The sequence below is a fragment of the Variovorax paradoxus genome, from assembly GCF_030811855.1.
GTDB lineage: Bacteria > Pseudomonadota > Gammaproteobacteria > Burkholderiales > Burkholderiaceae_C > Variovorax > Variovorax paradoxus_L.
In genome coordinates this window covers 139,837-153,421 of the sequence record NZ_JAUSRN010000016.1, presented here as the reverse complement: position 1 = coordinate 153,421, position 13,585 = coordinate 139,837, and the positions used below count along the sequence as shown (strand labels likewise).

General features: G+C 68.0%; 13 protein-coding genes. 11 read left to right on the top strand and 2 right to left on the bottom strand.

Annotated elements, in window-relative coordinates; translation table 11 throughout:
• The first annotated feature begins 152 nt into the window (after nt 1-152).
• The 4 genes from J2X92_RS24970 (at nt 153) to J2X92_RS24955 (ending at nt 3,847) form a co-directional block, all read left to right on the top strand.
• Complete coding sequence (locus tag J2X92_RS24970; protein WP_307579777.1) at nt 153-1,193, top strand: ABC transporter ATP-binding protein; 1,041 nt, start codon at nt 153-155, stop codon at nt 1,191-1,193.
• A gap of 35 nt (nt 1,194-1,228) precedes the next feature.
• Nucleotides 1,229-2,218 carry an ABC transporter ATP-binding protein gene (locus J2X92_RS24965; RefSeq protein WP_307579784.1) on the top strand — a complete coding sequence of 330 codons (990 nt, stop codon included), beginning with the start codon at nt 1,229-1,231 and terminating at the stop codon, nt 2,216-2,218.
• Between the two features lie 28 nt (nt 2,219-2,246).
• The gene (locus tag J2X92_RS24960) at nt 2,247-3,428 is read left to right on the top strand and encodes an amidase (RefSeq protein ID WP_307579775.1); all 1,182 of its coding nucleotides are present in this window, start codon (nt 2,247-2,249) and stop codon (nt 3,426-3,428) included.
• A gap of 68 nt (nt 3,429-3,496) precedes the next feature.
• A complete protein-coding gene (locus tag J2X92_RS24955; RefSeq protein ID WP_307579773.1) occupies nt 3,497-3,847 on the top strand; it encodes a TfoX/Sxy family protein in 351 nt (116 codons plus the stop codon).
• On the opposite strand, the gene J2X92_RS24950 is transcribed toward J2X92_RS24955, so the two are convergent.
• Nucleotides 3,844-4,362: an ureidoglycolate lyase gene (locus J2X92_RS24950; protein WP_307579772.1), complete on the bottom strand. Its 519-nt coding sequence runs from the start codon at nt 4,360-4,362 to the stop codon at nt 3,844-3,846. The genes J2X92_RS24955 and J2X92_RS24950 overlap by 4 nt on opposite strands.
• 114 nt (nt 4,363-4,476) lie before the next feature.
• Between J2X92_RS24950 and J2X92_RS24945 the strand changes: the two genes are divergently transcribed.
• Nucleotides 4,477-4,704, top strand: coding sequence for a hypothetical protein (locus tag J2X92_RS24945; RefSeq protein ID WP_307579770.1), 228 nt, complete (start codon nt 4,477-4,479; stop codon nt 4,702-4,704).
• Here the strand turns inward: J2X92_RS24945 and J2X92_RS24940 are convergent.
• Nucleotides 4,689-5,609, bottom strand: a complete 921-nt coding sequence (locus J2X92_RS24940; protein ID WP_307579768.1) for a LysR family transcriptional regulator — start codon at nt 5,607-5,609, stop codon at nt 4,689-4,691. The two genes, J2X92_RS24945 and J2X92_RS24940, sit on opposite strands and share 16 nt — an antisense overlap.
• Nucleotides 5,610-5,755: 146 nt before the next feature.
• Here J2X92_RS24940 and J2X92_RS24935 point away from each other — a divergent pair, with 146 nt between their 5' ends.
• The 6 genes from J2X92_RS24935 (at nt 5,756) to J2X92_RS24910 (ending at nt 13,576) form a co-directional block, all read left to right on the top strand.
• Nucleotides 5,756-7,891: a 3-hydroxyacyl-CoA dehydrogenase NAD-binding domain-containing protein gene (locus J2X92_RS24935; protein ID WP_307579766.1), complete on the top strand. Its 2,136-nt coding sequence runs from the start codon at nt 5,756-5,758 to the stop codon at nt 7,889-7,891.
• A gap of 29 nt (nt 7,892-7,920) precedes the next feature.
• Nucleotides 7,921-9,111, top strand: coding sequence for an acetyl-CoA C-acyltransferase (locus J2X92_RS24930; RefSeq protein ID WP_307579764.1), 1,191 nt, complete (start codon nt 7,921-7,923; stop codon nt 9,109-9,111).
• Between the two features lie 10 nt (nt 9,112-9,121).
• Complete coding sequence (locus J2X92_RS24925) at nt 9,122-10,330, top strand: acyl-CoA dehydrogenase family protein (RefSeq protein ID WP_307579762.1); 1,209 nt, start codon at nt 9,122-9,124, stop codon at nt 10,328-10,330.
• A 12-nt stretch (nt 10,331-10,342) separates the two neighbouring features.
• Nucleotides 10,343-11,485 (top strand): acyl-CoA dehydrogenase family protein, encoded by a 1,143-nt coding sequence (locus J2X92_RS24920; protein WP_307579760.1) that lies wholly within the window; start codon nt 10,343-10,345, stop codon nt 11,483-11,485.
• On the top strand, nt 11,482-12,294 hold the full coding sequence (locus J2X92_RS24915) for an oxepin-CoA hydrolase, alternative type (protein WP_307579758.1): 813 nt from the start codon (nt 11,482-11,484) through the stop codon (nt 12,292-12,294). Before J2X92_RS24920 ends, J2X92_RS24915 begins: the two co-directional genes overlap by 4 nt.
• 73 nt (nt 12,295-12,367) lie before the next feature.
• Entirely contained in the window at nt 12,368-13,576 is a 1,209-nt protein-coding gene (locus tag J2X92_RS24910) for a CaiB/BaiF CoA transferase family protein (RefSeq protein WP_307579757.1), read from the top strand.
• Nucleotides 13,577-13,585: the final 9 nt, after the last annotated feature.

Genomic DNA, 13,585 nt, shown 5'->3' with positions numbered 1-13,585 from the left:
GCCGGGTGCTCCCCGCAGCGAAATAAAGGAGGAGCCGAAGGCGGGGGACATTCGCGGAGGGGAGTACCCGGTGGCCTGTGCACGCGCCCTGAACAGAAGCGCCCCGAACAAAAGCCCGACGCAACACGACAAGGCGAAAGGAGCCCAGCCGCATGGATGCACTGAAGGACGTCGGCGGCCCCGCACAACCGCTTCTCACCATCACCGGACTCGTCAAGCACTTCCCGCTCAAGAAAGACCCGCTGGGCCGCGGCGGCGGCATGGTGCGCGCGGTGGATGGCGTGGACTTCGAAGTGATGAAGGGCGAAACCCTTGGCGTGGTCGGCGAATCGGGCTGCGGCAAGTCGACCACCGCGCGGCTCCTGATGCAGCTCATCGAACCGACGCGCGGCGAGGTGGTGTTCGACGGCCGCCAGGTCGGAAGCCGCGACCTGCCGCTGAAAGAATTCCGCCGGCAGGTGCAGATGGTGTTCCAGGACAGCTACGCCTCGCTCAACCCGCGCCTCACCATCGAGGACTCGATCGCCTTCGGCCCGCAGGTGCACGGCGTTTCCCGGCGCGACGCCGTGGCCCGCGCGCGCGACCTGCTGTTGCGCGTCGGCCTCGAGCCGCAGCGCTTTGCGGAGCGCTATCCGCACGAGCTTTCAGGCGGACAGCGTCAGCGCGTCAACATCGCGCGTGCGCTGGCGCTCCAGCCACGCATGGTCATCCTCGACGAGGCCGTGTCGGCGCTCGACAAATCAGTCGAGGCACAAGTGATCAACCTGCTGCTCGACCTCAAGGCTGAATTCGGCCTTACCTACCTCTTCATCAGCCATGATCTCAACGTGGTCCGCTACGTGAGCGACCGTGTCATGGTGATGTACCTCGGCCAGGTGGCCGAGATCGGCCCGGCCGACGCGCTCTACGAGGCGCCGGCCCATCCCTACACACGCGCGCTGCTGTCTTCCATGCCCTCGATGGACCCCGACCATCGCACCGAGGAAGCTCCGCTGGCCGGCGACCCGCCGAACCCCATCGACCCGCCCACCGGCTGCCGCTTTCATCCGCGCTGCGCCCTGGCTGCGCCGGTGTGCAGCCAGGTCGTTCCCGAACGCATTGCCACGGGCTCGCCGCATGCGGCGAGCTGCCTGGTCCACGAGCCGGGAAGCGGGCATCCGCTGGCGCGGCAACCGATGAGGCAGGCGGCATGAGCACCCACAGCAACGTCATTCCCGACGGCGAACCGATGGTCCGCCTGCGCGACCTCAGCGTCACCTTCTCGGGCGGACGCAAGCCCGTGCATGCCGTCAGCGGCGTGAGCCTGGATGTGCGGCGCGGTGAAGTGGTGGCGCTGATCGGCGAATCGGGCTCGGGCAAGAGCGTGACCATGCGAACGCTGCTGCGACTGCATCCGGAGCGCCGCACGCGCATTGGCGGCCAGGTGCAGGTGGCGGGCCGCGACGTGCTCGCGATGCCGCAGCGCGAACTGTTCGACTTCCGCGGCAAGGTGGCGTCGATGATCTTTCAGGAACCCTTGCTGGCGCTCGATCCGGTGTATTCGGTGGGCGCGCAGATCGTGGAATCGATCCGTCGCCATGAAACCGTTTCTGAATCCGAGGCGCGTCAACGCGCGCTCGCGCTGTTCGAGCGGGTGCGCATTCCGAGCCCCGAACGACGGCTGGCCGCCTATCCGCACGAGATGTCCGGCGGCATGCGCCAGCGCGCCATGATTGCGCTGGCGCTTGCCTGCAAGCCCCAGCTGCTGCTGGCCGACGAGCCGACCACCGCACTCGATGCCACGGTTCAGATCCAGATCCTGCTGCTGCTGCGCGAACTGCAGCGCGACCTGGGCCTGTCGGTGATCTTCGTCACGCACGACATCGGCGCGGCGGTCGAGGTGGCCGACCGCATCGCCGTGATGTATGCCGGGCGCATCGTGGAGGAAGGCACCGCCCGCGAGTTGATCCGCTCGCCACGCCACCCCTACACCATCGCGCTGCTCAAGAGCCGCGCACACGGTGCACTGGCGCGCGGTGCGCGGCTCGAAACCATCGGCGGCGCGCCCCCCGATCTCTCCGCCCTGCCTCCGGGCTGCGCCTTTGCCGAGCGCTGCGCGCTCGCGAATGACATGTGCCGGGCCGCGCAGCCCGCGGCCGTGGAGCTTGCGCCGAACCACCGCGCGCGCTGCATCCGCACGGATGCCGCCGCGGCCATCGCGCCCGTCCTGGTCGCCTGAAATCTCTTCGTTCGAACCATTCATCGCCATGCCGCTGCTCGACCCCGCACATGCCTTCGTTCCCTACCCTGACGTGCCCGTGCCGCGCGCCGGCACCGGTCCGCTGGCCGACCTGAGTTTTGCCGCCAAGGATTTGTTCGACGTGGCGGGCTACCCGACGGGTGGCGGCAGCCCGATCGTGCTGGCCATGTCGGGCATCAAGACGCACACCGCGCCCACCGTGCAAAAGCTGCTCGATGCGGGCGCCCGCTTCATCGGCAAAACGGTGACCGACGAACTCGCGTTCTCGATGAACGGCAACAACGCGCATTTCGGCGCGCCGATCAACGGCGCGGCCAAGGACCGCATCACGGGCGGCAGCTCGTCCGGTTCAGCCTCGGCCGTGTCGTGGAATCTTTGCGACTTCGCGCTTGGCACCGACACCGGCGGCTCGGTGCGCGCGCCGGCCAACCATTGCGGTTTGTACGGCCTGCGTCCCACGCACGGCCGCGTGAGCCTCGATAGCGTGCTGGACCTGTCGCCCAGCCTCGACACCTGCGGCTGGTTCGCGCGAGACGTCGGCACCTTCGCGCGTGTGGCCGACGTGCTGCTGGGCGAGGACGCGCCCGCGCTGCCGCAGTGCGTGAGGCTGCTGCGTCCCGACGACGTCTGGACGCTTGCCGCGCCAGCCGCTGCCGATGCGCTGGCCGATGCGGCCGCGCGCGTGCAGGACGTGTTCGGCGCAGCACAGGGCACCACCGTTGCGCTCGACTCTTTCGATGCGATGTACTGGAACTTCCGCTACGTGCAGGCGCACGAGGCCTGGCTCACCGACGGTCCGTTGATCGAACGCTACGCGCCACCCCTCGGTCCTGGCGTGGCCGAGCGCTTTGCTTGGTCGCGCGACGTGACCGACGCGCAGATTGCCGCCGGACGCGCGTTTCGCGCCGCCTTCCGCGGCCACCTGGCGCAACTGCTTGGCACCGACGGCGTGCTGCTGATGCCGACCATGCCCGACATCGCGCCGTTGCGCAGCGAGAGCGAAGCGGGGCTGGAGGACTACCGCAACCGCGCGATCCAGATGCTGTGCATCGCCGGCCTCAGCGGCTTTCCGCAGTTGTCGATGCCGCTCGCGCAGCGCGAAGGGGCGCCGCTCGGCCTTTCGCTGCTCGGGCCGGCCGGCTCGGACCGGTCGCTGATCCGGATGGCGGAGCGCATCGCGGCGGGCTGACGCGGCGCGGCCTGGCCGGACTCGGCGACACTGCGCTCTTTCCATCCGGCGCCTGGCGCCAGCACATCATGTCGGAAGCCTCGTCGCAGTTCGCCGATTTCATCGTGGACCGGCTCTCCGGAATCCCGCGCATCGCCAAGACCCGTTTCTTTGGCGGAACGGGGCTGTCGGCCGATGCCACGCAGTTCGGGATGATCATGGGCAGCACCGTGTACTTCGTCGTGGACAAGGACACCCGGCCGAAATACGAGAAGCTGGGCAGCAAGTGCTTTGCCTACGACACGAAGGCCCGGCGGGTCCAGGTCAAGAAGTACTTCGAGGTCCCTATCGAGATCATCGAAGACCACGAAGCGTTGGCGGCACTGGCAAGGGAAGCCGTTCGGGTGGCTCAAAGCCTTGCCAAGAAGAAACCCGCCTAGCCGTTCCAGTCGACGACCGCCGGCGCCGCGAGCGCGCAGGTGTCGCAATCGACCGCATCGCCGGCACGCTCCACCACCACGAAGTCGCCCGCGTCCACTGCCAGCAGCGCGTGGTGCCAGGTGCCGGGCGCGAGCGTCACGCCCTGCAGCCCGTCGGTGATGAACGCGGCGAGCGCGCCGGCCGCCGGAGGCTCGCCGGCGGGTGCCACCACGATGACGAAGCGCCGCTCGCCCAGCGGCACGAAGGTCTGGCTGCCGAGCGCGTGGCGCTCCATCTCCGTGACCTCGTGCGGAAAACGCCGCGCCTGCGCGCGGAACAGCGCGAGCATCGGCCGGCCGTCCGCAGCGCCGAGCTGCAGATCGGCCACCAGGTCGAAGCGCTGCGCGTTGCCGCCGTTGATCGGGCGGCCTGTGCCGGCAGGCGCCGCCAGCACCGTGCCGTAGGGCGCGAAAGCTTGCGCAGTCAGAGGTTGCACCGCAAGTGGCACCAGGGCGTGGGGAGCACCATCGTTCATGCGGCGAGTACAGCAGAAAACATGCCGATGGTCATCCCATCCCATCCGGCGCCGGACCGGCAGGCGCTAAAGTCGCGGACTTCTTGTTCCTCCGCGCAGCCCTGCGCCTTTCCGATGCGACGCTCCCTCATCCTCTGCCTGCTCGTTCCGGCCGCGCTCCTCGCGGCATGCGCATCGGGGCCGGCACCCCTCGTCACACGGCTGGGGGACGGCGTGTACAAGTCGCCCACGGCAAAGGACGCGGAGGCCTACTGCCGCAACTTCGGCGCCCCGCTGCGCTACCTCGACCCAAAGGCGGCAGCCCGCGCGCCGAATGCCGAAGTCACCTACCGCTGCGACTGATCGGCCAGTTCGGCGCCAGGCGCCCGCACCCGCTCCAGGATGAAATCGATGAAGGTCCGGATCGCCCGGGTGTGCTGGCGGTTCGGCATATAGAGCATGAACATCTGCGTTCCGAAGATGCTGAGGCGCCAGTCGCCGAGCGTGGTCACCACGTCGCCCTTGCGCACGTCTTCCTGCACCACGTAGTCGGGCACGAGGCCGATGCCCAGGCCCGCAAGGACGGCCTGGCGCAGGAACAGAAAGTTCTCCGAGATCAGCGTCGGCTCCAGGATCACCTCGCGCCGCGTCTCTCCCTGGTAGGCCGATACGCGCAACTGCCGGCCGATGACGGCCGCCGTGACCACCGGCGCGCCCTGCAGTTCGTCGAGCTGCACCGGCAACGGATGTTTTTCCGCATAGCCGCGTGAGGCGCAAGCCACGTAGCGCACCGGCCCCAGGTCGCGCGCCACCAGGTTCTGCGGCGGCTCGGGCACCACGCGAACGGCGATGTCGACCTCGTCGCGCAGCAGGTCTTCGATGCGGTTCTCGAACACCACGTCGAGCACGATGCCGGGGTACTGCCGTTTGAAATCGATCAGCCAGTCGGCCATCACCAGCTGCCCATAACCGCTGGGCACGCTCAATCGCACGCGGCCCTGCAACCCCTCCCCCAGCGTGGTGACCGACTCCCGCGCGGCCAGCAGTTCGGTCTGGATGGCCACGCCGTGCTGGTACAGCCGCAGGCCGATTTCGGTCGGCTCGGCACGGCGGGTGGTGCGCCGCACGAGTTGCGCGCCGACCGAGCGCTCCAGCTGGTTCAGGTGGTAGCTGACGTTGGCGCGGCTCATCTTGAGCCGGCGGGCCGCCGCGCTCAGGTTGCCCGCATCGAGGATTTCCACCAGCAGGGTGAGCGATTGGAGGTCCATGCGGCGATTGTGTCAAAAATTCTTTGACAGTCTGTCAACCGTCTATGCAATTGTCAAAGCAGCGGCGCGGTCCAAGAATGCGGGGTTCACCCCCAGAGCCTCGAGCCCCTCGCGTTGCAGGGCTCGCCACGCAAGAGACAAAGCACATGGCCACCACGACTTCCAGCCCCTCCACGTCTTCCGGTCCCGTCACCTTCGAGCGTCGAGGCGACGTGTTCGTGGTGACCATCGACAACCCGCCCGTCAACGCCCTGGGCGTGGACGTGCGCCGCGGCCTCGCGGCCGCGATCGACGCGGCGGAGGCCGACAGCGGCGCCACCGCGGTGCTGATCGTCGGCGCGGGCCGCAACTTCATCGCCGGCGCCGACATCCGCGAGTTCGGCAAGACGCCGCAGCCGCCTTCGCTGCCCGAGGTCTGCCTGAAGATCGAGAACTGCAGCAAGCCGGTGGTCGCGGCGATCCATGGTGCCGCGCTCGGCGGCGGCTTGGAAGTGGCGCTCTCGGCGCACTATCGCCTTGCCGCGCCATCGGCCAAGCTGGGCATGCCCGAAGTCGCGCTCGGCCTGCTGCCCGGCTCGGGCGGCACGCAGCGCGCGCCGCGCCTCGTCGGCGTGAAGCCCGCGCTCGAACTGATGCTCAGCGGCCGCCATGCGGGCGCGAAGGAAGCGCTGTCGCTTGGGCTCGTCGATCGGCTCGGCACCGAAGCCGACGCGCTCTCCGAAGGCCTCACCTACGCGAACGAACTCATCGCCGCCAAGGCGCCGGTGCGCCGCACGCGCGAAGCCACCGCGCTGGCCGATGCCGAAGCCAGCCGCGCCGCACTCGAAGCCGCGCGCGCCGACACCGCCAAGAAGAGCCGCGGGCTGTTCTCGCCGATGAAGATCATCGAAGCGGTTGAAGCCGCGCTCACGCTGCCTTTCGACGAAGGCATGGCGCTGGAGCGCAAGCTCTTCCTGCAATGCATCGACAGCCCTCAGCGCGCGGGATTGATCCACGCCTTCTTTGCCGAACGCGAAGTGCTGAAGGCGCCCGAGACCAAGGCGGCCAGGCCGCGCGCGCTCGACGCGGCCGGCATCGTCGGCGGCGGCACCATGGGCGCGGGCATCGCGGTGGCCATGCTCGACGCGGGCATGCCCGTGACCATGATCGAGCGCGACGAACCGAGTCTTGCGCGCGGCCGGCAGCACGTCGAGAAGGTGTACGACGGCCTCATCAAGAAGGGCCGCATGACGCCCGAGGCCAAGGCCGCGGTGATGGCGCGCTTCTCCGGCTTCACGAGTTATGACGCGCTTGCGCAGGTGGACATCGTGGTCGAGGCCGTGTTCGAGGACATGGGCGTGAAGAAGGCCGTGTTCGCCGAGCTCGACCGCGTGTGCAAGCCCGGCGCCGTGCTGGCTACCAACACCTCATACCTCGACATCGACGAGATCGCGGCCAGCGTCTCACGGCCGCAGGACGTGGTGGGCCTGCACTTCTTCTCGCCGGCCAACATCATGAAGCTGCTCGAGATCGTGGTGCCCGCGAAGGTGAGCGCCGACGTGGTCGCCACCGGCTTCGAGCTCGCGAAGAAACTGAAGAAGGTGCCGGTGCGCGCCGGCGTGTGCGACGGCTTCATCGGCAACCGCATCCTGGCCGTGTACCGCCAGGCTGCCGACCACATGATGGAGGACGGTGCCTCGCCCTACCAGATCGACGAGGCCGTGCGCAACTTCGGCTACCCGATGGGGCCGTTCCAGGTATCGGACCTGGCGGGCGGCGACATCGGCTGGGCCACGCGCAAGCGCAAGGCGGCCAAGCGCGACCCGAAGGCGCGCTACGTACAGATTGCCGACCGCATCTGCGAGCGCGGCTGGTTCGGCCAGAAGACGCAGCGCGGCTACTACCTGTATCCCGAAGGCGCGCGCACCGGCGTGCCCGACCCCGAGGTGCTGGCCATCATCGACGTCGAGCGCGAGCGCGCCGGCATCACGCCGCGTGCCTTCACCGAGGAAGAAATCATGCGCCGCTACATGGCCGCAATGATCAACGAAGGCGCCAACGTCGTGCACCAGCGCATCGCGCTGCGCCCGCTCGACGTGGACGTGACCTTTCTCTACGGCTACGGCTTCCCGCGCCACCGCGGCGGCCCGATGAAGTACGCCGACACCGTCGGTCTGCCCAAGGTGCTGGCCGACATTCGCGAGTTCGCGAAGGAAGACCCGGTGTTCTGGCAGCCCTCGCCGCTGCTGGTGGATCTGGTCGAACGCGGTGCCGATTTCGCCAGCTTGAATCAATCCGAGTAATCAGAGTCAGCCGTCCAGGAGACATCCCCATGCGTGAAGCCGTCATCGTTTCCACCGCCCGCACCCCGCTCACCAAGGCGCACCGCGGCGAGTTCAACATCACGCCCGGCGCCACGCTGGCCGCCTTCGCGGTGCGCGCGGCCGTCGAGCGCTCGGGTCTCGACCCCGCGCTGATCGAGGACGCGATCCTCGGCTGCGGCTACCCCGAAGGCACGACCGGCCGCAACATCGCGCGCCAGAGCATCATCCGCGCTGGCCTGCCGATCAGCATCGCCGGCACCACCGTGAACCGCTTCTGCGCTTCGGGCCTGCAGGCGATTGCAATGGCGGCGGGCCGCATCGTGGTGGACGGCGCGCCGGCCATGATCGCGGGCGGCGTCGAAAGCATCTCGCAGATCCGCGGCCGCAGCCCTGGCGACGGCGGCGACCTCAGCCTGGACCCATGGATCGTCGAGCACAAGCCCGCGCTCTACATGGCGATGATCGAAACCGCCGACATCGTGGCGCAGCGCTACGGCATCAGCCGCGAGGCGCAGGACCGCTTCTCGGCCGAGAGCCAGCGCAAGACCGAAGAAGCGCAGATCACCGGCCGCTACAAGGACGAGATCGTCGCCTGCACCACCACCATGGCCGTGACCGACAAGGAGACCAAGGAAGTCAGCCACCGCGAAGTCACCGCCACGGAAGACAACTGCAACCGCCGCGGCACCACCTATGAAGCGCTTGCCAAGCTGAAGCCGGTGATGGGCGAGGACAAGTTCATCACCGCGGGCAACGCCTCGCAGCTGTCCGATGGCGCCTCGGCCTGCGTGCTGATGGAAGCAAAGGAAGCCGAGCGCGCCAACCTGAAGCCGATGGGTGCATTCCGCGGCCTGGCCGTGGCCGGCTGCGAGCCCGACGAGATGGGCATCGGCCCGGTGTTTGCGGTGCCCAAGCTGCTCGCGCGCCACGGCCTCAAGGTCGAGGACATCGACCTGTGGGAACTCAACGAAGCCTTCTCCTGGCAGTCGATCTACTGCCAGGAGAAGCTGGGCATTCCGGCCGAGCGGCTCAACGTGGACGGCGGCGCGATCTCCATCGGCCATCCCTTCGGCATGACCGGCGCGCGCCTCACGGGCCACGTGCTGATCGAAGGCAAGCGCCGCGGCGCGAAGTACGCGGTCGTCACGATGTGCATCGCCGGTGGCATGGGCGCTGCGGGCCTGTTCGAAATCTACTGAGGAGCTGGCGATGGACCTGAACTTCACCCCCGAAGAAGAAGCCTTCCGCGCGGAAGTGCGCGCCTTTCTGGCCGACAAACTGCCCGCACGCCTCTCGGCGAAGGTCAGCGGCGGCAAGATCCTCGCCAAGGCCGACATGGAGGAGTGGCACGCCATCCTCAACGAGCGCGGCTGGCTCGCCAACCACTGGCCCGAGCAGTACGGCGGCCCGGGCTGGACGGCGGTGGAGAAGTTCATCTTCGAACACGAGTGCGCGCTGGCTTTTGCGCCGCGCATCGTGCCCTTCGGCGTGAACATGCTGGGCCCGGTGCTCATCAAGTACGGCAACGAGGCGCAGAAGCAGCGCTGGCTGCCGCGCATTCTGAACGGCGACGACTGGTGGTGCCAGGGCTATTCCGAACCGGGCGCGGGCTCCGATCTGGCTGCGGTGAAAACCTCAGCCGTGCGTGGCATCGACACGCAGGGCGACCACTACATCGTGAACGGCCAGAAGACCTGGACCACGCTGGGCCAGCACGCCAACATGATCTTCTGCCTGGTGCGCACCAACCGCGAGGCGAAGAAGCAGGAGGGCATCAGCTTCCTTTTGATCGACATGACCTCGCCCGGCGTGGATGTGCGCCCGATCATCACGCTCGACGGCGAGCATGAGGTGAACGAGGTGTTCTTCTCCGACGTGCGCGTGCCGGCCGAGAACCTGGTCGGCGAAGAGAACAAGGGCTGGACCTGCGCCAAGTACCTCTTGACCTACGAGCGCACCAACATCGCGGGCGTGGGCTTCTCGGTGGCCGCGTTCGAACAGCTCAAGGGCATTGCCGCCACGCAGACGAAGAACGGCAAGCCGCTCGCCGAAGACCCGGCATTCGCCGCACGCATGGCGCGGGTCGAGATCGACCTGGAGAACATGAAGACGACGAACCTGCGCGTGATCGCCGCCGTGGCCGGCGGCGGCGTACCGGGTGCGGAGAGCTCGATGCTGAAGATTCGCGGCACCGAGATCCGGCAAGAGATCTCGTCGCTCGCGCGCCGCGCGATGGGTGTGTACGGGCGGCCCTTCGTTGAAGAAGCGTTGCACGACGGCTTCGATGGTGAAACCTTCGGCCCGGCGTACGCATCCGCCGCGGCCGCGCGCTACTTCAACAACCGCAAGCTGTCGATCTTCGGCGGCTCCAACGAAATCCAGAAGAACATCATCAGCAAGATGATCCTGGGCCTTTAAAGGAGACATGCAATGAACTTCGAACACACCGAAGACCGGCGCATGCTCGCCGACAGCCTGAACCGCTTCATCGCCGAGCAGTACGCCTTCGATGCGCGTGACCGCATCGCGAAGTCCGAGCACGGATTCAGCAAAGAGATCCTCCAGCAGTTCGCCGAGCTCGGCGTGATCGGCGCGCTGTTCAGCGAGGCCGATGGTGGCTTCGGCGGCGGCGGTTTCGACATTGCCGTGGTCTTCGAGGCACTGGGCCGCGGACTCGTGGTCGAGCCGCTGCTGGGCGCAGTGATGGTCGGCGAGGCGCTCAGCGCCGCAGGCAACGACGCGCAGAAGGAAAAGCTCGGCGACATCATCAACGGCGTTACTGTCGCGGCCTTTGCGCACGACGAAGCCGACACGCACTACGAACGCACGCGAGTTTCGACCCGCGCCGAACGCAGCGACGACGGCTGGGTGCTTCACGGCGCGAAGGCTGTCGTGCCGCAGGGCGAGCAGGCCGACCTGTTCCTGGTTTCCGCTCGAACATCGGGCAACGTGGACGACGAAGCCGGCATCTCGCTGTTCCTCGTACCCGCGAAGACGGCAGGCCTCACGGTGCGCGGCTGCCCCGCCATCGACGGCGGCCGTGTCGCCGAACTCACTCTCCACGGCGTGACGTTGGGCGCCGACGCACTGCTGGGCACCGAAGGCCAGGGCGGTGCGACGCTGGAACGCGCCATCGGCCGCGGCGTGCTCGCGTTGTGCGCCGAAGCCGTGGGCGCGATGGAAGCCGCCAAGACCGCGACTCTCGACTACCTGCGCACGCGCAAGCAGTTCGGCATCCTGATCGGCAGTTTCCAGGCGCTGCAGCACCGCATGGCCGACCTGCTGCTCGAGATCGAACAGGCCCGTTCGGCCGTGATCAATGCCGCGGCCGCCATCGACGGCACCGACCGCGTGGCGCGCGAGCGCGCGCTGTCGGCCGCCAAGTTCAGCATCGGCCGCATCGGCGCGCTGGTCGCCGAAGAGAGCATCCAGATGCACGGCGGCATCGGCATGACGTGGGAGCTGCCGCTGCCCCACTACGCGAAGCGGCTCGTGATGATCGACCATCAGCTCGGCGATGAAGACCACCATCTGCAGCGCTACATCGCGCTCGGCAAGGAGGTGGCGGCATGACGGACAAAACCGTTCTCATCAGCCAGCAAGGCGCCGTCCGCATCCTGACCAACAGCAATCTCGGCGCGCGCAACGCAATCACGCCGACGCTGTACGCCGAACTCTCGGCAGCGCTCACCGATGCGGAGAGCGACCCGGAAGTGGGCGCGGTCGTCTTCACCGGTGCGGGCGATTTCTTCTGCTCGGGTGGCGACCTCAACCTCCTGGCCAAGCGGCGCGAGCTGCCCGCCTCGGAGCGCCGCGAAAAGCTCGAAGGCCTGCACGACCTGATCCGTGGGATCCGCGATTGCGGCAAGCCCGTCATCGCGGCCGTCGAAGGCGGCGCGGCCGGCGCGGGCCTGTCGATGGCGCTGGCCTGCGACATGCTGGTGTCGGCGCGCGATGCGTTCTACACGGTCGCCTACGTCAAGGTCGGCCTCACGCCGGACGGCGGCGCGACGGCTTTTCTGTCGGAGTTCGTCTCGCGCCAGGTGCTGACCGAGATGTGCCTGACCGGCGACCGCATGCCGGCCGAGCGCCTGCATGCATTGGGCGCAGTCAACCGCCTGACCGACAAGGGCGCGGCGCTGGCCGAGGCCATCGCCCTCGCGGCCAAGGTGGCCAACGGTCCGCAGCGCGCGAGCGCACGCATCAAGACGCTGTGCCGCCAGGCGCACCGCTCCACGCTCGAAGAGCAGCTCGAAGCCGAGGCCGTGTACATGGTCGAGTCGCAAGCGGATGCCGAAGCGGCCGAAGGCATCGGCGCTTTTCTCGGCAAGCGCACGGCGGATTTCACCGCGCTGCGCCAACAGAAGCCGCAAGCCACCTGACACCGCCCGAACCCGCACGCCATCTCGCCTCGCACCCGATGCGGGGCTTTCTCGTTTCCAGGGAGTTGCCCTCATGTCCATGCTCAATTCATCGCTGCCGCTTGCCGGCGTGCGCGTTCTCGATCTGTCCCGCATCCTCGCGGGCCCCTGGTGCGGCATGGTGCTGGCCGACATGGGCGCCGAGGTGATCAAGGTCGAGCACCCGGGCCGCGGCGACGACACGCGCGACTGGGGCCTGCGTGTCGGCAAGACCGAGACCGCCTACTTCAACAGCGTGAACCGCAACAAGCGCTCGGTCACACTCGACCTGCAGACGCCCGAAGGCCAGCAGATCGCGCGCGACCTCGCGAAGCAGTGCGACGTGGTGATCCAGAACTTCAAGTTCGGCGGCATCGACAAGCTCGGGCTCGGCTACGAGCAACTCAGCAAGGAGCAGCCGGGGCTTATCTACTGCTCGATCTCGGGCTACGACCGCACCGGCGCCGAGGCCGCGCGGCCCGGCTACGACCTCGTGGTGCAGGGCGAAGCCGGCCTGATGGCACTCAACGGCGAAGCCAACCAGCCGCCGCTGAAATTCGGTGTGGCCATGGTCGACCTGTTCACCGGCATGTATTCGGCGCAGGCTATCCTGGCCGCGCTCTACCAGCGCGAAAAGACCGGCAAGGGCCGTCACGTGGAGATGGCGCTGTTCGACTGCGGCCTGATGATCACCGCCTACTACGGCCTGGAGGCGCTCTTGATGGGCGAAGACCCGCCGCGCTACGGCAACTCGCATCCGTCGATCGTGCCGTATGGCGTGTTCGATGCGGCCGACGGCCCGCTGGTCATCACCGTGGGCAACAACGCGCAGTTCGCGCGCTTCTGCACCGAGGTGATCGAACGGCCCGATCTCGCGGCCGACGAGCGCTTCAAGACCAACATCCTGCGCTCCGCGAACCGCGCGGTGCTGCTACCGGAGCTGCACGCCGAACTGGCCAAGCGCCAACGCGCCGACCTCTTGGCCAAGCTCGCAAAATCGGGCATTCCCTGCGGCGAAGTGCTCGGCCTGCTCGAAGCGCTCAACTCCAAGCGCGCCACCGATGCCGGCCTTGTCACCGAGCAGCCGCATCCGGTGGCGGGCAAGGTCAACGTGCTGGCTCCCCCCTATCGCTTCGACGGCGAACGCCTGCCCGTGCGCAGCGCGCCGCCGCAACTGGGCGAAGGCACGCACGAGGTGCTGCAGTCGCTGCTCGGCCTGTCGGCCGACAGGCTCGCGCAACTCAAATCAAATGGCGTCGTCTGAAGGCGCTTG